24 protein-coding genes are annotated in these 23,958 nt (G+C 60.5%); 12 read left to right on the forward strand and 12 right to left on the reverse strand.

Annotated elements, in window-relative coordinates; genetic code table 11:
* Positions 1-197: 197 nt before the first annotated feature.
* Positions 198-431, forward strand: coding sequence for a hypothetical protein (locus C2E25_RS15295; RefSeq protein ID WP_103116594.1), 234 nt, complete (start codon positions 198-200; stop codon positions 429-431).
* Between the two features lie 64 nt (positions 432-495).
* On the opposite strand, the gene C2E25_RS15300 is transcribed toward C2E25_RS15295, so the two are convergent.
* The gene (locus C2E25_RS15300) at positions 496-1,800 is read right to left on the reverse strand and encodes a DEAD/DEAH box helicase (protein WP_103116595.1); all 1,305 of its coding nucleotides are present in this window, start codon (positions 1,798-1,800) and stop codon (positions 496-498) included.
* Positions 1,801-2,164: 364 nt separating this feature from the next.
* Positions 2,165-2,494: a cupin domain-containing protein gene (locus C2E25_RS15305; protein WP_103116596.1), complete on the reverse strand. Its 330-nt coding sequence runs from the start codon at positions 2,492-2,494 to the stop codon at positions 2,165-2,167.
* Positions 2,495-2,824: 330 nt separating this feature from the next.
* Here C2E25_RS15305 and C2E25_RS15310 point away from each other — a divergent pair, with 330 nt between their 5' ends.
* Together C2E25_RS15310 and C2E25_RS17560 are read left to right on the forward strand one after the other, a co-directional pair.
* A complete protein-coding gene (locus C2E25_RS15310; protein WP_233189453.1) occupies positions 2,825-3,664 on the forward strand; it encodes a C40 family peptidase in 840 nt (279 codons plus the stop codon).
* A 168-nt stretch (positions 3,665-3,832) separates the two neighbouring features.
* Complete coding sequence (locus C2E25_RS17560; RefSeq protein ID WP_158247288.1) at positions 3,833-4,003, forward strand: hypothetical protein; 171 nt, start codon at positions 3,833-3,835, stop codon at positions 4,001-4,003.
* Positions 4,004-4,028: 25 nt separating this feature from the next.
* Here the strand turns inward: C2E25_RS17560 and C2E25_RS15315 are convergent, their stop codons facing one another.
* Both C2E25_RS15315 and ald read right to left on the reverse strand, forming a co-directional pair.
* The gene (locus C2E25_RS15315) at positions 4,029-4,997 is read right to left on the reverse strand and encodes a tRNA dihydrouridine synthase (RefSeq protein ID WP_233189454.1); all 969 of its coding nucleotides are present in this window, start codon (positions 4,995-4,997) and stop codon (positions 4,029-4,031) included.
* A gap of 509 nt (positions 4,998-5,506) precedes the next feature.
* Positions 5,507-6,619 carry an alanine dehydrogenase gene (gene ald, locus C2E25_RS15320; protein WP_103116598.1) on the reverse strand — a complete coding sequence of 371 codons (1,113 nt, stop codon included), beginning with the start codon at positions 6,617-6,619 and terminating at the stop codon, positions 5,507-5,509.
* Positions 6,620-6,801: 182 nt separating this feature from the next.
* Here ald and C2E25_RS15325 point away from each other — a divergent pair, with 182 nt between their 5' ends.
* Entirely contained in the window at positions 6,802-7,272 is a 471-nt protein-coding gene (locus C2E25_RS15325; RefSeq protein ID WP_103116599.1) for an Lrp/AsnC family transcriptional regulator, read from the forward strand.
* A 169-nt stretch (positions 7,273-7,441) separates the two neighbouring features.
* Positions 7,442-7,837: a response regulator gene (locus tag C2E25_RS15330; protein WP_103116600.1), complete on the forward strand. Its 396-nt coding sequence runs from the start codon at positions 7,442-7,444 to the stop codon at positions 7,835-7,837.
* A 6-nt stretch (positions 7,838-7,843) separates the two neighbouring features.
* Here C2E25_RS15330 and C2E25_RS15335 read toward each other — a convergent pair whose 3' ends face one another.
* The 4 genes from C2E25_RS15335 to leuC all read right to left on the reverse strand — a co-directional run bounded on the left by C2E25_RS15335 (position 7,844) and on the right by leuC (position 12,330).
* Positions 7,844-8,281, reverse strand: a complete 438-nt coding sequence (locus C2E25_RS15335) for a hypothetical protein (RefSeq protein WP_103116601.1) — start codon at positions 8,279-8,281, stop codon at positions 7,844-7,846.
* A 442-nt stretch (positions 8,282-8,723) separates the two neighbouring features.
* Entirely contained in the window at positions 8,724-9,761 is a 1,038-nt protein-coding gene (locus C2E25_RS15340) for a GMP reductase (protein WP_103116602.1), read from the reverse strand.
* 280 nt (positions 9,762-10,041) lie between these two features.
* A complete protein-coding gene (gene leuD, locus C2E25_RS15345; RefSeq protein ID WP_103116603.1) occupies positions 10,042-10,680 on the reverse strand; it encodes a 3-isopropylmalate dehydratase small subunit in 639 nt (212 codons plus the stop codon).
* A 234-nt stretch (positions 10,681-10,914) separates the two neighbouring features.
* Positions 10,915-12,330, reverse strand: a complete 1,416-nt coding sequence (gene leuC / locus C2E25_RS15350) for a 3-isopropylmalate dehydratase large subunit (RefSeq protein ID WP_103116604.1) — start codon at positions 12,328-12,330, stop codon at positions 10,915-10,917.
* A 98-nt stretch (positions 12,331-12,428) separates the two neighbouring features.
* Here leuC and C2E25_RS15355 point away from each other — a divergent pair, with 98 nt between their 5' ends.
* The 5 genes from C2E25_RS15355 (at position 12,429) to C2E25_RS15370 (ending at position 15,521) form a co-directional block, all read left to right on the forward strand.
* Positions 12,429-12,746: a YajD family HNH nuclease gene (locus C2E25_RS15355; protein WP_103116605.1), complete on the forward strand. Its 318-nt coding sequence runs from the start codon at positions 12,429-12,431 to the stop codon at positions 12,744-12,746.
* A gap of 240 nt (positions 12,747-12,986) precedes the next feature.
* Positions 12,987-13,169, forward strand: coding sequence for a hypothetical protein (locus C2E25_RS17370; protein ID WP_146032993.1), 183 nt, complete (start codon positions 12,987-12,989; stop codon positions 13,167-13,169).
* Between the two features lie 123 nt (positions 13,170-13,292).
* Positions 13,293-13,469 carry a hypothetical protein gene (locus C2E25_RS17565; RefSeq protein WP_158247289.1) on the forward strand — a complete coding sequence of 59 codons (177 nt, stop codon included), beginning with the start codon at positions 13,293-13,295 and terminating at the stop codon, positions 13,467-13,469.
* A 583-nt stretch (positions 13,470-14,052) separates the two neighbouring features.
* Positions 14,053-14,946: a hypothetical protein gene (locus C2E25_RS15365; protein WP_103116607.1), complete on the forward strand. Its 894-nt coding sequence runs from the start codon at positions 14,053-14,055 to the stop codon at positions 14,944-14,946.
* Complete coding sequence (locus C2E25_RS15370) at positions 14,943-15,521, forward strand: cytochrome c3 family protein (protein WP_103116608.1); 579 nt, start codon at positions 14,943-14,945, stop codon at positions 15,519-15,521. The genes C2E25_RS15365 and C2E25_RS15370 overlap by 4 nt, the downstream gene beginning before the upstream one ends.
* Before the next feature lie 78 nt (positions 15,522-15,599).
* Here the strand turns inward: C2E25_RS15370 and msrB are convergent, their stop codons facing one another.
* From msrB to C2E25_RS15390, 4 genes are all read right to left on the reverse strand, one after another.
* Positions 15,600-16,736, reverse strand: a complete 1,137-nt coding sequence (gene msrB, locus C2E25_RS18050) for a peptide-methionine (R)-S-oxide reductase MsrB (RefSeq protein ID WP_420094637.1) — start codon at positions 16,734-16,736, stop codon at positions 15,600-15,602.
* A gap of 216 nt (positions 16,737-16,952) precedes the next feature.
* Positions 16,953-17,438 (reverse strand): GreA/GreB family elongation factor, encoded by a 486-nt coding sequence (locus tag C2E25_RS15380; protein WP_199177447.1) that lies wholly within the window; start codon positions 17,436-17,438, stop codon positions 16,953-16,955.
* A 241-nt stretch (positions 17,439-17,679) separates the two neighbouring features.
* Positions 17,680-19,008: an ATP-binding protein gene (locus C2E25_RS15385; protein ID WP_103116610.1), complete on the reverse strand. Its 1,329-nt coding sequence runs from the start codon at positions 19,006-19,008 to the stop codon at positions 17,680-17,682.
* 329 nt (positions 19,009-19,337) lie between these two features.
* Complete coding sequence (locus tag C2E25_RS15390) at positions 19,338-20,438, reverse strand: AAA family ATPase (RefSeq protein WP_103116611.1); 1,101 nt, start codon at positions 20,436-20,438, stop codon at positions 19,338-19,340.
* 297 nt (positions 20,439-20,735) lie between these two features.
* Here C2E25_RS15390 and C2E25_RS15395 point away from each other — a divergent pair, with 297 nt between their 5' ends.
* The gene (locus C2E25_RS15395; protein ID WP_103116612.1) at positions 20,736-22,634 is read left to right on the forward strand and encodes an ATP-binding cassette domain-containing protein; all 1,899 of its coding nucleotides are present in this window, start codon (positions 20,736-20,738) and stop codon (positions 22,632-22,634) included.
* Positions 22,635-22,709: 75 nt separating this feature from the next.
* The gene (gene rdgC / locus C2E25_RS15400) at positions 22,710-23,876 is read left to right on the forward strand and encodes a recombination-associated protein RdgC (RefSeq protein WP_103116613.1); all 1,167 of its coding nucleotides are present in this window, start codon (positions 22,710-22,712) and stop codon (positions 23,874-23,876) included.
* Positions 23,877-23,958: the final 82 nt, after the last annotated feature.

Consider the following 23,958-nt stretch of genomic DNA (forward strand, 5'->3'; position numbering starts at 1 on the left):
CCTGTTGGATGGAGAGTGCAAGTGCTTGGTCTGAATGAGATTTTCAAAAATCTGAGGCGCACCCATAGGTTCGCTGGTGATTTTTGGGAAGCTCAGGCAGGCCAATGACTTGTGCGGTCCGCCGACAAGGGGCTCACTGATTCAGGAGTATAATAAAAAGAGAAGGGTACCGAACGGGGGGAGAAAGGATAAGCCGTATGAATCGCAAAAACTACCGCAAGCTCTGTGATCTGGCCGCCGGCGGCGACCGGCGCGCGATCATCAACCTGGAGAGCCACACCCAGGGCGAAGTGCTCTCCTGCCATCACAACTACTTCAATGTCCGGGTCGGCGAGGGATGGGAAGTGTGGGATCGGCGGATCTGCGAGCCGACGATCATGACCGGGGAAAACCGCGACCGTGAAGACGCGATGGTCGATTTCCAGATCTGACCCGGGAACAGGACCTGAGAAGGGCCGGCAGCAAGGATTGCTGCCGGCCCGGAGTTTCAGCCTGTCAGTGCGCGCTTTTGGCCGGCCGGGCCTTGCGGCTCCGATACTCGACGATCGGCTCGCGACGGCGCTGGCTGCCGGGCTTGCCCTTGCCGCGGTTGAAGCCGCCATGACGCTTGTTGCCGGGTCGCCCGTCGCGCTTGCCCGCCGGGCGACCGCGTCGCAACGGCCGGGAGGGTTCCAACCCGGGGATCTCTTCCTGCGGCAGCCGTTCGCCGATCAACCGTTCGATCCGCTCCAGGCGCTGGACATCGGTACCATTGCTGGCAAAGGAGATGGCGATGCCGCTGGCGCCGGCGCGCCCGGTGCGGCCGATGCGATGAATATAGTCTTCGGCCGCCATCGGCAGGTCGAAATTGATTACGTGGCTGATGCCGGGGATATCGATGCCGCGGGCGGCGACATCGGTCGCCACCAGCAGCCGCACCCTCCCCTGGCGCAGGTTGCGCACCGTCCGGTTGCGCGCGCCCTGAGTCATGTCGCCATGCAAGGCGGCGGCGCGGTGTCCCTGGTCGATCAGTTCCTGCGCCAGGCTGTCGGCATCACGCTTGGTGGCGGAAAAGATGATCGCCTGGGAAACCTCGTCCGACTCGGCGAAATGCTGCAGCAGGCGCTTCTTGTGGTGATAACTGTCAGCGACGTGCAGGCACTGGGAAATCTGGTCGAGGGTCATTTTCCGGCCGGCGATATCAATCCGCACCGGGTCGCTCAGCAACCGGTTGGCGAGGTTTTCCATGGTCCGATCCATGGTCGCGGTGAAGAGCAGCGTCTGCCGCTCAGCGGGGGCGGCGGCCACCACTTTTTCGACATCCTCCTTGAACCCCATGTCGAGCATCCGGTCGGCCTCGTCGAGAATCAGCACTTCGAGCCGGGAAAGATTGAGGCTGCCGCGCTCGAGGTGATCAATCAGCCGTCCCGGGGTGCCGACCACCAGGTCGATCGGCCGCCCGAGATCGCGGAACTGTGGGCCGTAAGCTGTGCCGCCGAGGATCGCGGTGCTGCGCAGGCGCAGGAAACGGCCGTAGTTGCGGGTCGCGTCGGTAACCTGGGCGGCCAACTCCCGGGTCGGCGTCATCACCAGCACCCGCGGCGCGCCCTTGGGGCCCTTCTTCAGCACCGAGAGACGGTCGAGGGCCGGCAGCATGAAGGCCGCGGTCTTGCCGGTCCCGGTCTGGGCCGAGGCGAGCAGGTCGCGGCCGGCGAGGATCTCGGGGATCGATTTTTCCTGAACCGGGGTCGGCTCACTGTAGCCGCACTGGGTGACCGCGCGTAGAATCGGAGCGGCCAGCTTGAATTGATCAAAAGACATGTGAATCCCTTCGTCCGCGACAACAAAAATGCGCGGACCATTGACAGACGTGCGGAGACCGGTCGGACAGACAGCTGTCCGACAGCAAAGGCGGTCATCCACTCCGGGACTGGCGTATGGACATGAACATCGTCGCCAACCGGATGAAGCTGCCAGGGATTCAAAGGGAATCGACTGCAGAGGTGGGTCAGGGAGCGATGGGTGGGTACCGGCGGTGCCGGACTCGGTGCATAAATCAGTCGCCGCGCATCATACAGGGTTCGGGGAATAAGGCAAGGGTTAAATGGCGGGACGGGATTCAGAACCGGTGCCGGGGACAGTCCCCCTTCAGGAGGGGGACTGTCCCCTTGAGATATTCAGAGCATCACTGCTTGATCATCACCAGCAGCATCTTGTAGCGGGTGACCGCCTTCAGCGCGTGGGGCTGGTCGGCCGGCATGATGATGAACTGACCAGCCTTGACACGGTGCTCTTCGCCGGCGATGGTGATCGCCGCTTCGCCGTCGGTAATCTGCACCAGGGCGTCGAAGGGGGCGGTATGTTCACTCAGCCCCTCACCCTTGTCGAAAGCGAACAGGGTCACGGTGCCGGTATCTTTCTTGATGATGGTGCGACTGACCACGGCGCCATCCTGGTAGTCGAGCAGGCCGTTCAGGTCAAGGGTCTGTGCCAGCAGGTCGTTCACTTCACTCATCGTTTTTTCTCCTTTGTTGAGTTCGTTGCGGTCAAGTCTAACCGCTGTCGGCCGGAATTTCCTTGCGCCAGGTCAAGTCTATTCCCTAAATCAGTGAACCCCTTGCCGGCGGATAGCGCAAGTCATTGACCTGCCTGGGCTTCCCAAAAATTACCAGCGAACCTATGGGTGCGCTTCAAATTTTTGTAAATCCCATTCAGGCCAAGCACTTACCCTCTCCATCCGACAGGAACTCACGAATTCAGGTATTCTTTTTTTCCGACCGGATGTGCTAACCTGCGGCCATTTACTGCCATGACGTGCCTTCATCCCCACATCAGATTACTGCTGATGAGCCTGGTCCTGCTGCCGGGGCTGCTCAGTTGCGCCGGGCAGCCGCGAACGGCAACGCCTGCGTCCCCGCCTGCCGGGCAGGTCGATCCGATCGCGGCCCTGCTGCCCCGGGCGGCACCCGCACCCGTGGCGCCCGACACCGATTCCGGCCCTGCACCGACGGCTCCCGCCAAACCATCCCGGCACCACCTTGAACGGATGGGGTTTTCGACCCAGGTCGGCGCCTTTTCCAACCTCGACAACGCGGTCCGCCTGGAACGGGTCCTCGATGCAAAAGGGATCGACGCCTACTATTTCCGCCACGAATCGGGACTCTACAAGGTCCGTTTCGGCAACCACAAGAGTTACCGGGCCGCCCGCGAAGAGGCGGAGGCACTGCGACGCCAGGGGCTGATCGGCCGCTTCTTCATCGTCATCCCGGACGATTACGCGGCGGCCAGGATCCGCCGCAGCGGCCAGGGCAACCTGCGCAGCGAGCTGGTACATACCGCCCGCCGGTTTCTCGGGGTTCCCTACCGCTGGGGTGGCGAGGATCGCAAGCGGGGCTTCGACTGCAGCGGACTGACCATGGCCTGCTACCGCCTCAACGGTCTCAATCTGCCGCGCAATTCGCGCATGCAGTACCGCGCCGGCCGGAAGATCAGCAAGAGCAGGCTGCGCAAGGGCGACCTGGTCTTCTTCGCCACCCACGGCGGCAAACGGGTCACCCATGTCGGCATCTACGCCGGCGGCGGCAAGTTCATCCACGCCCCACGTACCGGCAAGACCGTCCGCTACGCCAGCCTCTCCAACGCCTACTGGCGCAAAGCCTATGTCGGCGCCCGTAGCTATCTCTGATCACCGCCCTGATCCCGCCCTCCCCCGGGGGCGCCACAGTTTTTGAGTCCCTCTTTCAGGCGGCTCCTTATCCCCCGGCATCCGGCAGACACCCACAAATTCAGGTAAAATGTAAGAAGTAGATGTTCTCAGGACGCATCTGCCACCACCAGATAAAGGAGGTTGCTCATGATCCGCCTCGAACTGAATGACATGGAACAGGAAACCCTGCGACAGGCTCTTGCCAAACGCCTCAGCAGCCTGGTCGATGAAATCGCTCACACCGACACCCGTGATTACCGGGATTTTCTCAAGGAGCGCAAGGAGATTCTGACCGACATCCATGACCGGCTGCACTGAGCCGGAAGTACCACAACGGACCGGGTCAGAGATCTTCGAGCAGACGGGCGAACGCAGGAATGGTGCGGCTCTTCTTCAACCGGCGCACGGTGTCGGCAAAGGCGGGCTGATCGATGAACAGCAGGACATTTTTCATCTTGTCGAGGACCTGTTTCTCGCCGCAGAAACGCTCCCGGTAGAAGGGCAGCAGGCCCTGCAGGTAACCCCGCAGGTCGCGGGCCTGCTGTTCGAGGTCGGGCATCTCGGGAGCGGCCCCGCGCAGGCGGGCGAAAATCAGCGGATCGGCCATCGCCGCCCGGCCGATCATCAAGCCCGCCGCCCCGGTCCGTTCAAGAACCAACCGACCTTCTGCGGCACTGCGGATATCGCCGTTGGCGATCACCGGCAGCCGGGTTCGGGCGACAACCTCGGCGGTCAGGCGATGGTCCGCTGCGCCGGCGTATTTCTGCACCACGGTTCGGGGATGCAGCACCAGCCAGTCCACCCCGGCATCCTCCAGTAGCGGCAGCAGCGAGAAGATCTGCCGCAGATCCTCATAACCGGCCCGCAACTTCACCGAAAATCCCCCCGCAATCGCCCGCCGCAGGGCCGGCAGTAGCTCCGCCAGCCGTTCGGGATACTGCAGCAACGCGCCACCGGTAGCGGCAGTGGTCATCCGCCCATAGGGACAACCGAGGTTGAGGTTGAGGTGCCGCGCGCCGTTGTCCCGGGCGATCAGAGCGGCATCGACCAACGGCTCGACCCCGTGTCCCACCAGCTGAACCACCAACGGCACTCCATCCTGTTCAGCCGCGATATCGGCTATGTCGCGCCGACCGAAGCGGCGCCGGCTGACGCCGCTGACCCGCAGAAACTCGGTGAACACCACCTCCGGCCGTCCACGGTCAATGACCAGCCGACGCATGGCGCTGTTGGTCAAACCCTGCATCGGGGCCAGCATCAGCGGCACCGTCCCCGGCGCCCAGGGCAACTTGTGGTTAGCGGAAGCATTCATGACGCGGCAGAATAACCGATCCCGCAAGGCGGGTCCAGAGGCAGCTACGCCGAGGATTGAAGACCGAGGGGAATACAGCAGATATCGGCCGCCTTCGTAGAGAATCGCGGGGTCGCGGCCCCGCCCGCCGCCTTCCTCTTTTGCCGGCCCAAAAGAGGAAGCAGAAAAGGGCCATCGCCTGCGGCGGGCATGGACACTACCCCTTGCCAACCATGCTGATTACGAAACCCTCGGCGCTCCCGTAGCCACGCCCGGCAGTGGTGGCACATGAACCTGTCTACGCAGGGAGGCAAACAAACGGGCTACGCAGAAAAACCATTAAACCCGAAAGAATACAACCCGTATTCCCCGGCATTTCAGCCCCCAGCACCACCGTTGAAGGTGGTCGAGACGTATTCGAATGCAAGGCGTCTCGTAACTGAAGGAGTGAGGTGTAGCGGCAGCTACTCCGCAGCGACTGAAGGGACGGGCAACGCAGCAGGCGGATGCGTATCGGCCGCCTCCGCACCTCACAACACTGTTTCGACGCCGACCAGCTCCATCCCAAACGCCTCGGCGACACCGGGATAGACCACCTTGCCGTTGACGATGTTGAGTCCCGAGCGGATGCCGGCATCGTCGCGCGCCGCAGCCTGCCAGCCTTTATCGGCAATGACGCCGGCGTAGGTGAGAGTGGCATTGGTCAGCGCCAGGGTCGAGGTCAGCGGCACCGCGCCCGGCATGTTGGCGACGCAGTAGTGGAGGATGCCGTCGACGACGAAGGTCGGTTCCCGGTGGGTGGTCGGATGCGAGGTTTCGAAGCAGCCGCCCTGGTCGATGGCGACATCGACCAGCACCGCGCCCTTTTTCATCGTCTTGAGGGTCGCGCGGGTGATCAGTTTCGGCGCCTTGGCACCATGCACCAGCACCGCGCCGATCACCACGTCGGCGCGCGGAGCCAATTCCCGGATGGTGGCCGGCGACGACATCAGCGGAATGCAGTTTTTCGGCATGATCTCGGAGAGATGACGCAGACGGTCGAGATTGGTATCGAGCAGGTAGACCTTGGCACCGAGGCCGCAGGCCATCTGCGCCGCGTGGGTGCCGACCACCCCGCCGCCAAGTACCAGCACCGTCGCCGGCTGCACGCCGGGGACGCCGCCGAGCAAAATGCCGCGGCCGCCCTGGGCCCGCTCAACGTACTTGGCCGCCTGCTGGGCCGCCATCCGCCCGGCGACCTCGCTCATCGGCGTCAACAGCGGCAGACCGCCGCGAGGCCCTTCGATGGTCTCGTAGGCGATACAGACCGCCTCGCGCTCAATCATCGCCCGGGTCAGCTGCTCGTCGGCGGCAAAATGAAAATAGGTGAAGACGATCTGGCCGGGACGAATCAGCTGATACTCGGAGGGCTGTGGTTCCTTGACGTGCATCACCATCTCACCGCGCGCGTAAACCTCGCCCGCGGTGGCGACAATCTCGGCCCCCTCGGCCGCATAGTCGGCGTCGCTGAAACCCGAAGCCTCACCGGCCCCCTGTTCGACCAGCACCTGGTGACCGGCCTGGTGCAGCATTTCCACCCCGGACGGGGTCATGCAGACCCGGTTTTCGTTCGCCTTGATTTCCTTCAGTACCCCAATGATCATGTCTGCCTCCCGGACGCGAGCTGTTGTCGGCAAAGAGTGCCGATTCCTGTTTACCTGAATCCGTGTTTACTCAGATTCTATCAGGATTTTTTCGACATGTTCTTGCATTTACAGTTGCACAAACAGGTTGAAATGAAGGATAATTCTATAAATATGATTTTATTTAGCGAATTCTTCTAAGCATGGACCTTGACCTGATAGATCACTCCATACTCTCGGCCCTGCAGCGCAACGGCCGCCTCTCCAACGTTCAGCTGGCCGAACAGGTCGGCCTGTCCGAATCGGCCTGCCTGCGTCGAGTCAAACTGCTTGAAGAGAACGGCGTCATCGACCGCTACGTGATGCTGGTCAACCCGGCGGCAGTCGGCAAGCCAAGCAGCGTCTTCGTCCAGGTCACCCTCGACGGTCAGCAGGCGGAAAAACTTGCCGCTTTTGAAGCCGCGGTGCAGACCGTCTCCGAGATCATGGAATGCTATCTGCTGTCGGGTGACTGCGACTACCTGCTGCAGGTCCGGGTCCGGGACAACGCCGACTACGTCCGGGTCCATGAAAAACTGACGGCGCTGCCCGGCGTGCTGCGGGTACAGACTTCCTTTGCCCTGCGCACCGTGCGCCGCACCACGGAAATCCCGCTCAATACCCTGAATCAGTGAGTTCCTGTTGGGTGGAGAGTGCAAGTGCTTGGTCTGAATGAGATTTACAAAAATCTGAAGCGCACCCATAGGTTCGCTGGTGATTTTTGGGAAGTTCAGGCAGATCAATGACTTGTGCTATCCGCCGACAAGGTGCTCACTGATTCAGGAATACTCCAGGAGGGACGGCATGAGTGTCGCGGACAACAACCTTCACCGGGTGCTGATCATCGATGATGACCGACTGTTTCTGAAAACCCTGGAAAAAAATATCCGGGAAGATTTTCCCGGCCTGGAGGTCACCACCTGCGACAACCCGGTGCAGGGGCTCAAGGCGATCGATGAAAGTATCGACCTGCTGCTGCTCGACCTGGAGATGCCCGGCATGGACGGCAGCAAGCTGCTGGCCTACGCCACCGCCCGCGGCATCGACAAAAGCCGGATCATCATCCTGTCGGCAAGGGACGCCGAGGACCTGCACCAGATTTTTCCCATGGGAGTCTGCCTGGCGGTCCTCAACAAGCATGAAGCACGGCAGAAAACCGTGCTGAAGATGGTTTTTTCGTCGTTACAGAGAAGGCCCTGAACGCAATCAGCTCGAAAGCGCGCAACGCAACAGCTTGCGTCCCGATTCAAACAGAATCTGTGCCTTGTTGGGGACAACGATCTCAGTCACCAACCCAAGACCGAAGGTGGGGTGGGAAACCAGCTGCCCTTTGCCGAGGACCGCGTCCATGGCATAAACGACCGCCTTGCCGGGATCGAGAACCGCCACCTCCTGCTGCCAGGCAACTTCATCCTTCGCCGCCTTCTTCGCCGCCGATTTTCTCGGCGCGACCGCCTTCTTGCGTGGTGTTGCCGTTTTCAACTGTTTCGGCGCCCGGTAGGCGTGAGTGGTTCCGCAGCAGTTGCATTCCACACGGACAACTTTTTCTCCCACCATGGCAACCACGATGTGATTGGTCACCCCTTCACAGCGGCTGCAGTTCGACTCGATGGGGCCACCCGTCGTCGGCATTTTCTGACTCATAAAATCTCCCGGTTCAAACAAGCAAAGACGCTCTTTCTACTCCTGCGGCGCCGGGCTGTCAAGAAGAGAAGGATGAGAAAGGGGCAAGACGTGAGATGGCGGTTTCTCCCGACTCCCCACCACCACCGTTGAGGGCGGTGGAGACGTGCGCATATCGACTGCCCCCAGCACTACCGCTGAAGGCGGCCGAGACGTATTCGGATGCAAGGCTTGCGAACGATGAGCCCGCAGGTGTAGCGGCAGCTACATCGAGGAGCGAAGAGTGAGCATAACGCAGCAGACGGGTGCGTATCGGCCACCCCACCACTACCGTTGAAGGCGGTCGAGACGTGCGTAGCTGCAAGGCGTCTCGCAACTGAGGGAGTGAGGTGTAGCGGCAGCTACTCCGCAGCGACCGAAGGCGCGAGTAACGCAGCAGATGCGTGCGTATCGGCCGCCCTCCTCACGAAAACGTCTGGTTTTCCTGTTCCATCACCCGTATAAACGTCGTCCGCTTCGACAGCTCCCGCAGCGCCCCGGCACCGACATAGGTGCAGGCAGAACGCAGTCCGCCGAGAATATCCCGGATCGTCTCGGCAATCGGTCCCCGGTAGGGAACCTCGACCACCTTCCCCTCCGAGGAACGGTACTCGGCCACCCCGCCGGCGTATTTTTCCATGGCCGTCGTCGAACTCATACCGTAGAAGAGCTTGTACTGCTGCCCGCCGCGGTCAACCAGTTCCCCGCCGCTCTCATCGTGACCGGCGAGCATGCCGCCGAGCATGACGAAATCAGCGCCGCCGCCGAAAGCCTTGGCGACATCTCCCGGGCAGGTGCAGCCACCGTCGGAGATGATGCGGCCGCCGAGGCCGTGGGCGGCGTCGGCGCATTCGATCACCGCCGAGAGCTGCGGGTAACCGACCCCGGTCTTGACCCGGGTGGTGCAGACAGAACCGGGACCGATGCCGACCTTGACCACGTCGGCACCGGAAAGCAGCAGCTGCTCAACCATCTCTCCGGTCACCACGTTGCCGGCAATGATGGTTCGATCCGGGCAAGCCTCTCTCACCCGGGAGACAAAGGCCGCAAAGGCCTCGGCGTAGCCGTTGGCAACATCGATACAGACAAAACGCAGCAGCGGATGCGCCTCCAGAATCTTCTGCAATTGGTTGAAATCTGACTCGCCGGTTCCGGTACTGACCATCACCCGTTCACAGATCTCCTGATCGCGACCCTGCAGGAAATCGTCCCAGTCCGCCGGACTGTAATGCTTGTGAATCGCGGTCAAAAGACCGAAACCGGCGAGGACCTCGGCGGCCTCGAAGGTGCCGACGGTATCCATGTTGGCGGCAATGATCGGAATCCCGCGCCACTGCTGTCCACTGTGCAGAAATCGGAACTCCCGCTCCAGCACCACCTCGGCGCGGCTCTTCAGGGTCGAGCGCTTGGGACGGATGAGGACATTCTTGAAGCCGAGCTTGAGATCTGTTTCGACACGCATGTCTGCCTCCCGGATAAGTCCCCACGGAAACACAGAGAACTTCAAAATCCTTGGGCCACCAAGACGCCAAGTTCGCCAAGAAGGTCAAAAACTCATTTAACGGAGAGGCGGAGAGGAGCAGAGACGGAGAGAAAAATTTTTGGGTTTAAAACCAAAAATCTGCTTTTGGTTTTCTCTGCGTCCTCTCCCTCTCAGCGACTCTCCGTTAAAAAAAGATTTTCCTGGCGCTCTTGGTATCTTGGCGGCAAAACAATTTTCTCCGTGCCTCCGTAGTGAAGAATTATTCAAACAGCCAGGGCGCCCGCTCCTGCCGCCGCCGTTCATAGGCGCGGATCTCGTCGGCGTGCTGCAGGGTCAGGTCGATCTCGTCGAGGCCGCCCAGCAGAAAGTCGCGACGGAAAGGGTCGACCTCGAAGGGGATGACTTCACCCTCAGGCGTGGTGAGCCTCTGCCCCTCCAGGTCGACCCGCAGCCGGTAACCCTCGCTCTCTTCCACCGCGGCGAAAAGCCGGTCGACAACCGCCTCGTCGAGGGCAATCGGCAGGATGCCGTTCTTGAAGCAGTTGCCGCGGAAGATATCGGCGAAACTCGGCGCGATGATGACCCGGAAGCCATAGTCGAGCAGCGCCCAGGGAGCGTGTTCGCGTGAGGAACCGCAACCGAAGTTCCGACGCGCCAGCAGAATGCCCGCCCCCTCGTAGCGCGGCTGATTGAGGACAAAGTCGGGATTGCGGGGACGATCGCCACAATCCATCCCCGGTTCGCCATGATCAAGATAGCGCCACTCGTCGAACAGGTAGGGACCAAAACCGGTTCGCCTGATCGACTTGAGAAACTGATTGGGGATAATGGCGTCGGTATCGACGTTCGGCCGGTCCAGGGGAACGACCAGGCCGGTCATGCGGGTGAATTTTTCCATAATTATCGACTCCCGTCGGGAAAACCTTTTTGCCGCCAAGCCGCCAGGAGCGCCAAGAAGGTCAAAAACTCATTTAACGGAGAGGCGGAGAGGCGGAGAGGAGCAGAGACGGAGAGGAATTTTTTGGGGTTTAAAACCAAAAATCTGCTTTTGGTTTTCTCTGCGTCCTCTCCCTCTCTGCGACTCTCCGATAAAAAAGGTTTTCTTGGCGTCCTTGGCGGCTTGGCGGCCCGATTATTCTTCCAGTCCCAGCTCCCGCACATCGACGAAATGCCCCGCCACCGCCGCCGCCGCGGCCATCGCCGGGCTGACCAGGTGGGTGCGCCCCCCCTGCCCCTGACGACCTTCGAAGTTACGGTTGGAGGTCGAGGCGCTGCGTTCCTGCGGCTCAAGCCGGTCGGCATTCATTGCCAGGCACATGGAGCAGCCCGGCTCGCGCCATTCGAACCCGGCCTCCTTGAAAACGCGGTCGAGCCCCTCCTCCTCGGCCTGCTGCTTGACCAGGCCGGAGCCGGGCACCACCATCGCCAGCCGGATGTTGGCGGCGACTCTGCGCCCCTTCAGCACCGCCGCCGCGGCTCGCAGATCCTCGATGCGGCCGTTGGTGCAGGAACCGATGAAGACCTTGTCGGGATGGATATCGACCATCCGCGTTCCCGGCCTGAGATCCATATAGGCCAACGCCGCCTCCATCCCCTGGCGTTTGACCGGGTCGGGCTCGGCGGCCGGGTCGGGTACCACACCGCCGACCGGCACCACCATCTCCGGCGAAGTCCCCCAACTGACCTGCGGTTCGATGGCTGCCGCGTCGAGATTGACCACCCGGTCGAAAACGGCCCCCGGGTCGCTGTGAAGATCGCCCCAGGCGGCCACCGCCTGCTCCCGGAGAGCCCCCCGCGGCGCCAGCGGACGTCCCTTGACATAGTCGATGGTAGTCTGGTCAACGGCAATCATCCCGGCGCGGGCGCCGGCCTCGATGGCCATGTTGCAGACCGTCATCCGCCCTTCCATGGAGAGGGCGCGAATCGCCTCGCCGCCGAATTCGATGGCATGGCCGGTGCCGCCGGCGGTGCCGATCTTGCCGATAACAGCCAGCACGATATCCTTGGCGGTGACGCCGTGACCGAGCCTGCCGTCCACTGCAACCAGCATATTTTTGGATTTTTTCTGCAGCAGGCAGCCGGTGGCGAGGACATGCTCGACCTCCGAGGTGCCGATGCCGAAGGCCAGTGCCCCGAAGGCGCCGTGGGTGGCGGTGTGGGAATCGCCGCAGACCACCGTCATCCCCGGCAGGGTCGCCCCCTGTTCGGGCCCGATGACATGCACGATCCCCTGGCGGATATCGTTCATCCTGAAGAGTCGGATACCGAACTCCTCGCAGTTTTTCTCCAGGGTGTCGACCTGCAGCTTCGAGACCGGGTCGGCGATGCCGAGCAACCGGTCGACGGTCGGCACGTTGTGATCGGGCACCGCCAGGTTGGCTTCCACCCGCCAGAGCCTGCGCCCGGCCAGCCGCAACCCTTCAAAGGCCTGCGGCGAGGTGACTTCGTGAATCAGCTGGCGGTCGATATAGAGCAGACAGGTGCCATCCTCCTCACACCTCACCACATGATCGTTCCATAACTTGTCGTAGAGTGTCTTGGCAGCCATAATTGACCTCTGAGGTATTGATCCGCTTCAAGATATAGAGTACCCGCTGCAGCAGCCGGAGTCGAGGGGACCGGGGCACTTAAAGAGGAGAAGAGCAGATGAGCAACTGGAGACGCCATCCGCGGCCGGCAAAAAGTCCCGAAGAGATTGCCGAGATCACCCGGCGACTGAAGGCCGGGGAAGCCGGACGGGAAACCTACCGGGAAAAATCGCTGAAGCTGCACGGCTGGATCTGCGCCAAGTGCGGCCGCGAGTTCGAGCGCGAGAACCTGCACCTGCTCACCGTCCACCATCGCGACGGCAATCACAACAACAATCCGCCCGACGGCAGCAACTGGGAGAATCTCTGCGCCTACTGCCACGACGACGAACACAGCCGCTCACTGCTGGGTGATTACCTGGCGAAAGAGGACTGAACCTCCTTCCTGCCGACAAGCGGCCGCCCCCTCTTTCGTGGTAAAATGAACCTGAATCAGTGAGTTTCTGCTGGATGGAGAGTGCAAGTGCTTGGCCTGAATGAGGTTTCCAAAAATCTGAAGCGCCCCATAGGTTCGCTGGTGATTTTTGGGAAACTCAGGCAGGTCAATGACTTGTGCTATCCGCCGACAAGGGACTCTCTGATTCAGGAGGAAACAAAAGGAGAGAGGAGGAAATCCATGGATATCTATACCTACGAGCATCTTTGCAAAAAGCTGGATTCCGGCCAGAAATCAATGGTCATGAACACCGACACGGAAACCGCCGGCGAGGTCTACATGTGCGACCACGGCTATTTCAACGTTCATGTCGGGGAAGGTTCCGAAGTCTGGGCGAGCGAAATCTGCGAAAAGCTCGAATGATCCGGAACCGGATCTGATGCAACTCTTCAAGGCGACCCTGCGGTCGCCTTTTTCTTGATGGGCCCCGCCCAGACAGCGGAGCGATACCTTGGCGACTCATTAAAAGGTCCCCGTCCCCCTGCTTTGCATTTGGTCCTGGCCGAGGGCAGCACCCGCTACAATCCGATGGTTTACCACAACGGCTCGGTCTGGCCCCACAACAACGCCCTGATCACCCTCGGCCTGGCGCGCTACGGGGAAGATGTCGGCATCAACGTCCTGCATCGTGACGGAGAGATCGGGGTCGTGGTCGAGAAATAGGCTGAGCCGGTCCGGAAATCTGCGGGGTTCATACTGAAGAGAGCTTGCAGGCTCCTCGCAACCGGGTCACGCCATCAGGCAGCCCGGCTGGCAATTTACGGCACAAGGCGTGCATTTTGTGCACTGCCAATTAGGGTTCGGGTTGGCGGTGAGTGATTTTGGCCTGACGCAGACCGGGTCACTTGCGACGCGGCGAGTTCAATCTTCCTGATTGTTGTCGACCTGCCATTTCAAAAATCTCATCTTATTTCAAATAATTGCAAGCCACGGCACGATGAATTTCCTTCCTCCGGGAGATCTCTTTTCCCGGGAGGTTGACGTGTTCCGTCGAGGGCTGGCCTGAATGTTGCTGTTGCAGGTCATTGGGTATTTTTTTCCACCTGAATCCGTGGGTTCATGGCGGATGAAGAGTGCAGGGACTTGATCTGAATGCGATTTTCAAAAATCTGAGGCGCACCCAAAGGTTCGCTGGTGATTTTTGGAAAGTGCAGACGGGTCAATGACTTGTGCTATTCGCCGATAATTAAACTCACTGATTCAGATTCCAGCCAAGCCTGGAATTGGTTTTGCGATGGAGGTCCCGATGAAACTGCCGCTACGTCTCCTGCTTCTGGTCGGCTGCTGTCTCATCCTGTTTTCCTGCGCCGGCAACGATGATGTCAAACCGCAGATGCAATCCCCGGTGCGTCTGTCCGCAGTCACGACCGACGGCCTGTGGGTCGCCGACCACCTTGCAAACCGGGTGTTTCTGCTCGATCGACAAAGCCTGGAAATAAGGGACAGTTTCCCCGTCGGTCCACGACCGGCCGGTGTCGTTGTCGCGAGTGGGCGGGTTTTCGTCGCCGAGCAGAACGCCGGCCGGGTTTCAGTCTACAATCTGAGCGGCACTCCGCTCTTCAGACTCGGGCAGGGGGACAACGAATTCCTGCGGCCCAACGGCATGGCACTGAATGCCGCCTCCGGACTGGTCTATATTGCCGACCTGAAGGCCGGGAAAATCCGGGTCTTCACCCTGAATGGAACAGATGCCGGGTTCGCCATAGGATCGGGAGAACTCAACGCCCCCACCGCCGTGACCTTCGACCCGGATCGGCGGGAAATCCTGGTCAGCGATTTCGGTGTGCCCGACGCGCCGCAGGTGCGGGTCTACGCGGAAGACGGCACCTTCCTGCGATCACTGCCGGGAACCGTCAGCAGCGGCATGCTCGGCGTGACGAGCATCTTTTCAGCTCCCCAGGGGCTGACGGTCGACGGCAAAGGCCATCTTTTTCTCGTCGACAGCCTGCTGGGGCAGGTGCTGGTCCTCGATGAACTGACCGGTGAGCTTCTCAAAACGGTCGGCCGGACCGGTACCGGCAACGGCGAACTCTTTCTTCCCCTCGACGTGACGATAGACCCCGGCAGCGGCGACTTGCTGGTCGCCAACAGCAAACCGGCCCGGATCGAAGTCTATCGACAGGGAGGTGTGATGCCATGAAAACCAGCCGGATGATCCTTCTGTTAGTCCTGCCGTTCATGCTTTTGCCGCTGAGAGCCGAGGCGCTGATCGCGGCGCATCAGAACTACAACGGCTGCGACACCTGCCACAGTCTCCACGGCAGCGCGTCCGACACCGGACTGCTTGACGAGCTTTCCACCGAGGCGACCTGTCTGGCCTGTCACGGTCCGCTGGGCATTGCCACCGAGGCCGCCGCCCACAACCCGAACAATCTGCTACCCGGAGAGGTCGGCTACATCACCTGCCTGGAGTGTCACAATCCGCACGACAATCGCACCAACAGCAAGGGTGGAACCAATATCCGCCTGATCGGCATCGAGTACGATTACAATGACAATCCTGCGACCTGGTATCCCGATGCCGCCATCCGCGAGGAGAATAAGGTTCTGGGCGTTGTCAAGGGCGTGGTGTTCGAGTCGGACAGCGACGGTACGGCGGATTTCAATCGCGGCGACGGACTCGGGGCCTGCGAGATCTGTCATGACCCGAACCACAGGCAAAACCGGGACTGTACCAGGTGCCATGACCATGCCACAGGCTTCATGCCGCCCTAGCAGCCTGTCGGGCGCCACAGGTGGTGGAGGAGGGGGACTCTCTATCGATGATACTTGTCCCCCGCCACTACCGATACCTTATTTGATCAGCTCCGTATATTCTCCGTAACCTTCCTTTTCCAGATCAGCTTTTGGAATGAAGCGCAGCGCCGCCGAATTGATACAGTAGCGCAGTCCGGTCGGGGCGGGTCCATCGGGGAAAACATGCCCCAGGTGAGAATCGGCGTGTTTGCTGCGCACTTCAGTCCGGACCATGAACAGGCTGCCGTCCTTTCGTTCAACGATGTTGTCCGCCTCCAGCGGCCGGGTAAAACTCGGCCAGCCGGTCCCCGATTCAAACTTGTCGTTGGAACTGAACAACGGTTCACCGGAGATGACGTCGACGTAGAGTCCCGCCTCATGGTTGTCCCAGTAGCGGTTGGCAAAGGGGCGCTCGGTGGCGTCTTCACGGGTGACCTTGTACTGCAGGGGAGTCAGTTTTTTCTTCAACTCCTCGTCATCGGGAACCCTGTAGCGGCGATTCATTTTTCCCCCTTCCTGCTGCATCCCCATATCCTCCTCCGAACTCTTCAGGTTATCCTTTGTCGTCCTGGAGACCGTCGGCCTCAGCTCAGGAAATTCCTTCACTATCGCGGCAAAAGTCCGCTCTTCATCGCTCCAGGTTTTCTCCAGGAACTGGTCGCGCCCTGAGCCGCTGCGGTACCAGCCGTAGCGGAGGGGATTTTTCCTGTGATAATCCTGGTGATAATCCTCGGCGGGATAGAAAGGGCCGAGCGGCAGGATCTCGGTGACGATCGGAGCGGCGAAACGTCCCGAGGCGGCCAGTCGCCGCTTCGACGCTTCGGCGATGCGCCGCTGTTCACTGTCGGCGAAAAATATCACGCTGCGGTACTGGGACCCGCGATCGACGAACTGGCCGCCGTTATCGGTCGGATCGACGTGGCGCCAGAACCATTCAACCAACTGGCCGTAACTGACCCGTGTCGGATCATAAGTGACCTTGACCGCTTCGACATGTCCGGTGGCGTGGCTGGAAACCTGCGCGTAGGTCGGATTGACCTTCTTGCCGCCGGTATAGCCGGAGATCACCTCGCTAACCCCGGGAACTTTTTCAAAATCGGATTCGGTACACCAGAAACAGCCACCGGCAAAGACCGCGGTTTGGGCGGTCATGGCCGCCCGGCCGGAGTTGTCCATGCCTTGCTCCATGCTCATGCCCAGGCCGAACATCGCCGCCAGGAGAATGACTATGGCGAGAATCAGTTTTTTCATCTTTATCCTCCGCTACCTGTCCGGCCGCTTCAGGGCCGGGTTTTGATAAATCATACCGCATCCGGGTAACGGCGGGATAATGCGAGAATAAAGATCAGGTAAAGATTGATGGCTTCAACAATCGACGGAACCGGCCGACTCATAAAAAGCGCAAAGGCCTCAGGCGACAGCAACAATTTCGTAGACGCGCTGTCCCGGTCCCTCTCCAAGCTCGATCCGGTCATCGATCTGCCTGCCGAGAAGGGCCTTCCCGAGCGGGGATTCGGGGGTCACCACGGTCACCTCAACATCGTCCAGCATCACCCGCAGGCCTCCGGCGGACGGTCCGAGAAAAACCCTGCGCAAGCGGCCTTCCTCATCTTCAAGCACCACCAGCGCGGTCAGCCTGACGGGTTGGTCGCTGACGAAATTGCGGAGGGCAAGGGTCCGGTAGTCGGCCAGTGCCAGCCGGATCTGCTGGGCACGATTGGCCTGCCCCTGGGCGAGATAGGACGCCTCGAGGGCGAGGGTTTCGTACTTGTTGTCAGGGATGTTTTCCTCGTGGGTAGCGGCTTCGTGAGCCTTGCGGGCGGCGCTGTCGAGAAGGTCGAGGTCCGACTCCAGCTGAGCGATCATTTTCTCCAGCAGGATCTGCTTGTTTATCATTCCGCACATCTCTTACGGTCAACCTGTTTCAACGCGGCAGGTCCACGCTGACGATCCTGCCGCCATAAGCATGAACCGAATCGTGGACACGAACCTGAACCCTGCGGATATCATCAGAAATTTTCACGCCTGACAGGCTGCGGGTGAAGCCATCGATGCCAGTGCAGAAATACCAAAATGACCACCCTGAAGAGAACGCCAACCGCAACAACAAAAGTCAGTTTGACGAGGTTCCCTCTCCTCACTGCGCAATTGTTCCCGCCTCCCCATCGGCCCCTAAAAGCAGATACTTCACAACCGGGAGACAGCGTACCCTGACTGCCCCCAGGTCGATTTCAGTTTCAAGATCGTTGGTCAGCAACAAGCATTGGGCGTCATCTTCTTCTGCACGGTCAAAGACCGCCAACTCGCGTTTTGGAACCTCGGACCGGTGTGCGTCTTCATACCAGACCTGAATGCGTCGGGTAATCGCCATGCCTTCTTTAACGACAAAATCGGTCTCCCCGTCATCAGCGGCATAATAGATTTCTTCAAAAGACCGCCGCAGATGGTTGTGAACAACATTTTCCACCAGACGCCCCGCATCGGCAGAGAAAGAGAACGCAACCCGATTACGTATTCCGGTATCGATGGCGTAAGGTTTGAAACCGGCACGCTGAACACTTTTTAACGACCAGCTGAATTTCCGCAGTTGGAACGTCAGGTAACTTTCCAGGATCGCCGAGAGATAGTTTTCGGTTTTGTCCTGCGAAATTGAAAAATTACTCTTGATCTTGTTGATGCTGGTCAACCGGGTGTTGTTCGTCAGCAGAAATACCGCAAGATTCCGCAGGCTGGCCACATCTCGAATTTCGTGACGGGTCACGATATCCCGATAGAGAATATCCTCGAAGTAGTTTTTCAGCAGCAACTCCCGGTCATCATCGTCCTGCCTGAGAACCACCTCGGGGAAACCGCCATATTTCAGGTATTCATGAAAATGATGACGAATCAAGGACTTGTCAGACAGGTATTCCAGTTCCGACCGGATCCCGCCTCCCCGGAAACGCAGGAATTCTGCAAAGGAGAGCGGATACACCTCAAAAGAAACCTGTCGACCGGTCAGCTTGGTACCGATTTCACGAGACAGCATCTGAGCTGATGACCCGGTCACGAAGATCTTGATATCTTCGGTCTCGCTGCGACCTCGCAGCCAGCCTTCCCAGCCCGGGATATTCTGGATCTCGTCCAGGAACAGGTAGCCCTTCCCCGCGGGACAGATCCGTTCCCGCCAAAGACGATAAATCTGTTCCAGCAGATCCACCGAGGCGGCGGCAAAGAGCGGTTCTTCCAGATTTATCCGCAGCAGTTGTCGAGCGGGGATGTCCCGCTGCAACAGGGCTTTCATAACCTGCGCCAACAGGGTTGATTTACCGCAACGGCGAACCCCCTTCAGAACAACAATCTCTTTGCTGTCAACCTGCGACAAACAGGAGGGCAGAAGATCTCGTTCAATACCGGCATCGACCTCTCCGGTCGTCCAGAATCGATTGTAGCTGTACAGTATTTCAAGAATGCGCGCAGAATTCATTATTGCCACCGATATAACGTTGGAATATGTTATATATAACACCGATATACCGGTAGATCAATCATTGACGCGAGAGGAACGCCATAGGTGGGTATTTTTTATCACCTGAATCCGTGAGTTCCTGTCGGATGGAGAGTGTAAGTGCTTGGCCTGAATGAGATTTCCAAAAATTTGAAGCGCACCCATAGGTTCGCTGGTAATTTTTGGGAAGCTCAGGCAGGTCAATGACTTGCGCTATCCGCCGGCAAGAGGCTCACTGATTCAGGTATACCTGAATCAGGTATCAGTCCGCCGGTAATGCTTCAGGACAGGAACAGGATATCTGCCCCCTACCCCGCCACCAGCTCATCCAGACGGTCAAAATCCAGCCGCAATTCGGCCAGTTCGCGCAGCAGGTCGAGCTTTTCGGTGTCCTCCGGGGTCAACTTGGAGACATCGTCGGTAATCATCTGGTAGAGCTGGGCGGTGGTGTGGTTGGTGGTGCGCAGATAGGGGATGCCGCTGCGATCGAGGATCAGCTGGGTGATGCGGTCGACGTGGTGTTTACCGGGGATGACCAGTCCGACGATCTTCTCCCGGTACTCGGGGATTGAGTAGAGGTTGGCCAGGGTCACCAGCAGTTCGTCGCGGCTGCTGGTGACAATCAGCAGGGTATCATTTTTCAGCAGCTCGGCCACCCGGTGGGTCGAGGCGGCGCCGATCTGCACATGGTGGATGATGCGCTGCAGGGATTCGTGGTCACCGTGCAGGCTCAGGCCGAGGATGGAGACCACCCGCCGCAGGGTCGGGTTGGCGAGGATCGGCTGATAGTTGAAGCCGCCGAACAGTTCAAAGGCGTTGTGACCCATGGCCCGCGTCAGGTAATCGAGGGTCTGCTCCCGTTTTTCGGCGACCAGCTTGTTGACCAGCACCGCCCTGACCGACACCGACTCGTATTCAAACAGGGCCGCGTTGGCCGCCACCCCGTCGATCACGTTGCCGATACCGCCGCCGGTCACCATCAGCACCGACGCCCCCAGCATCCGCGCCACCTGGGCGTTGGAGAGTCCCAGCACGGTGCCCACGCCCGGGTGCCCCGATCCCTCGATGATGATGAAATCGCAGCTCTTCTCCAGCACCTCAAAGGCCGCCCGCAACCGTTCACTGAGCATCTCCCGGGGGATCCGACCGTCGATGATGTCCTTGGTCATGCCGGGCGGCACCACTACCGGCGAGATGTGCCGCAGATGCGCAGGCATATCGAAAACTCCGGCCATCAGGGCCGCGTCCTTGTCGACAATCACTCCGTCGACCAGGGTCGGTTTGGGGCCGATCGGCTTGATGAAGCCGACCCGGTCGTACTTCCTGCGAGCCAGGTGCAACAGCGACAGACAGAGGGTGGTCTTGCCGATATTCTGTCCGGTCGCGGCAATGAACATTTTTCGAGCCATCAGAAACAGTCTCCTGCCGGGATTTCCAACAGAGTAGCAGGAGTTGCCGGCAAGTCCAACCGCTGACCCAAATCCACCGGCAATTTCGGGATTCGGCTGTCGATACGGATGAATCTGCTTCGTTGCCTTCACCGGTTCGGTGCTCAACGTAGCTCGGCTACGTTTCCGCCCGAATCGGCACGGCGCCTCGCACCTTCACCCGTCTCGCCACCCTCGGTCCGCAAAACAGCCGGTGGATCTGGGCTGAACAAAACAACCCTTCCCCCCGCCCCGCGCTTCTGGCATAATCCCTCGCTCATGGCCCTGATTTCACTCCGACAGATTTCCCTTTCCTTCGGCAGCCAACCGTTGCTTGACGACGTCAACCTGCAGATCGAGAAAGGTGACCGGCTCTGCCTGCTCGGCCGCAACGGCGCCGGCAAAAGCACCCTGCTGGGACTGCTGGCGGGACGTCTGCAGCCGGACCGGGGCGTCATCGACCGGCAGCAGGGACTGCGCGTCACCGAACTGCCCCAGGATGTACCCGAAGGCATCCGCGGAACCAGCTTTGAAGTGGTCGCCTCGGGCTGCGGGGGACCGGCCGACCTGTTGCGGGCCTACCACCGGACGACGACCGGCGTGGACAACGACGAGGCGACAACGAAAAAGCTTGCCGAGCTGCAGCACACCATGGACACGCGGGACGGCTGGAGCGCCCTGCAGCGCGTCGAACTGATCCTCTCACAGTTGAAGCTGCCGGCCGAACAACCATTCGACCAGCTTTCCGGCGGACTCCGACGGCGGGTGCTGCTCGGTCGCGCCCTGGCCGGAGAGCCGGACATCCTGCTGCTCGACGAACCGACCAACCACCTCGACATCGAGTCGATCGCCTGGCTCGAAGATTACCTGCTGCGCAGCAACCTGACCCTGGCCTTCGTCACCCATGATCGGGCGTTTCTGCGCCGCATGGCGACCCGCATCGTCGAAATCGACCGCGGGCTGCTGGCCGATTACCCCGGGGACTACGCCAACTACCTGCGGCGCAAGGAAGAACGCCTGCACGCCGAAGACGAAGAATGGCGGCGCTTCGACCGCAAGCTGGCCGAGGAGGAGGTCTGGATCCGCCAGGGGATCAAAGCCCGCCGTACCCGCAACGAGGGCCGGGTACGCGAACTGAAGCAGATGCGCGAACAGCGCCGACAGCGCCGCGAACGCACCGGCAGGGTGCAACTGCGGCTCAACGAGGCCGAGCGCAGCGGCAAGCTGGTGGTGGAAGCGGAAAACCTCAGCTTCGGCTACGATGACCGACCGATCGTCAATGATTTTTCCACCACCATCCTGCGCGGCGACCGGATCGGCCTGATCGGCCCCAACGGCGCCGGCAAGACCACCCTGCTGAAACTGCTGCTCGGTCAGCTCGAGCCGGACGCCGGCAGCGTCCGGCTCGGCACCAACCTGCAGGTTCTCTATTTTGACCAGCAACGCGAACAGCTCAACCCCGACCTGACCGTGCAGCAGAACCTCTCCGGCGACCAGGACACGGTGATGGTCGGGGGCAGGTCACGGCACGTCTACGGCTACCTGAAGGATTTTCTCTTCACCCCCGACCGCGCCCGCACCCCGGTCCGTATCCTCTCCGGGGGAGAGCGCAACCGGCTGCTGCTGGCCAAGCTCTTCACCCGGGATGCCAACCTGCTGGTCCTCGACGAACCGACCAACGACCTCGACCTGGAGACCCTGGAACTGCTCGAAGAGTTGCTGGCCGATTACCGGGGAACCCTGTTCCTGGTCAGCCACGATCGGGAATTCCTCGACCGCACCGTCACCAGCAGCATCGTCTTTGAGGGCGGCGGCCGGGTCGCGGAGTATGTCGGCGGCTACAGCGACTGGCTGCGTCAGCGGCCGCAACAGGAAGAGAGCCCGCAGAAACAGAAACCGGCCCGCGAAAAGCCGAAGAAGGAGCGCGTCCGCAAACTCAGCTTCAACGAAAAAAGGGAACTGGAGGGACTGCCGGCGCGCATCGAAGCCCTGGAAGCCGAGCAGGAAGAACTGCACGGCAAGCTCGCCGATCCCGAATTCTACAAGACCGCCGGACCGCAGGTCGCCGGGCTGCAGCAGCGCCTGCGGGAACTGGAAGCGGAACTGGAGCAGGTCTACGATCGCTGGCAGGAGCTGGAAATACTGGAAACCGGCGAAGGACCTAAGGCGAAAGGCTAAAGGATCCCTTTGCCTTAACCTTTAGCCTTTCACCTTTAGCCTTTAGCCGCCTTTCGCTATCAGGAGTTTTTACCCATGGGCATTCTTGCCAATACCGTCAGCATCAGCCAATTCCGCGTCGTCGGTGAAAAACCGGCCGGCGACCTGTTCGACTGGGCCGGAGAGCAACTGGCCAGAAACCGCTTTCATGCCATTGACCGCGGCAGCGAGGAACTGTCGATCGGCTGGGTCCAGCTTGACGACTCTCAGGACGGCAGCTTCGAGATCGCCAGCAGCTACCGTCGCGACCACTGGCTCTGCTTCTCCCTGCGCCGCGACCAGCGCAAGGTTCCCGCGCGGCTGCTGAAAGAGCATTACCGGCAGGCGGAGGAAGATTTCCTGGCGAAAAACCCCGGTCTGCAGCGGGTGCCGAAGCAGAAGAAGGAAGAACTGCGCGAGGCGGTCAAGGGCGCCCTGCTGGCCCGCACCCTGCCGACCCCGAGTGTCTATGATGTCATCTGGGATACCGAAACCGGGCTGCTCAGCTTCACCAGCCTCGGCAAGGCCCAGATCGAGATGTTCGGCGACCTCTTCAAGCAGACCTTCGACGGCCTGCGCCTGGTCGCCTACCATCCCTACGCCCGGGCCGAGGCTGTCATCCCCGACGCCCTCAAACCGGCCCTGGCGGAAGCCAACCAGGCCGGGACCGATACCGTCATCGACCTGATCGAGAAAAACAGCTGGCTGGGAGAAGACTTCCTCGTCTGGCTGCTCGACCAGACCCTGCACGCCAGCGCCGAGTTCAGCATCAGCAGACCCGGGCCGACGGGTGCAGGGGAGGGCTTTGTCGCCTACCTCAACGACCGCCTGGTGATCAGCGGCGCCTCGGAAGGCGGCGTGCAGAAGCTGGTCGTCAGCGGCCCGCAGGACCGCTTCAGCGAAGCCTGCACCGCCCTGCGGAGCGGCAAAAGCATCCAGGAGGCGGTACTCCATTTCGAGAAAGGGGAGGATGCCTGGAAGCTGAACCTGAAAGGACAACTGTTTCATCTCGCCGGTTTCAAATGCCCGGCGGTGCAGCTGGAAAAGGATGACCTGACCGACCCGGAGATGGAGCGCGAGGCCCTCTTCTACGAGCGCATGCACCTGCTGCAGACCGGCCTGCAACTGTTCGACAGCCTGCTGGCGTCGTTCCTTGAACAGCGGCTCGCCCCCGACTGGGAGCAGCTCCAGTCGGCGATTTCCACCCGTCTGGGCGAAGACTGAAGCTCCTTCCTCAACCCGGTTCATGCATGAGCGTTCGTCGCGAAACCGGCCGGTGTGCGTCAGAAGGGCAGCTGAATAAACC

The organism is Geothermobacter hydrogeniphilus (assembly GCF_002898515.1).
GTDB lineage: Bacteria > Desulfobacterota > Desulfuromonadia > Desulfuromonadales > Geothermobacteraceae > Geothermobacter_A.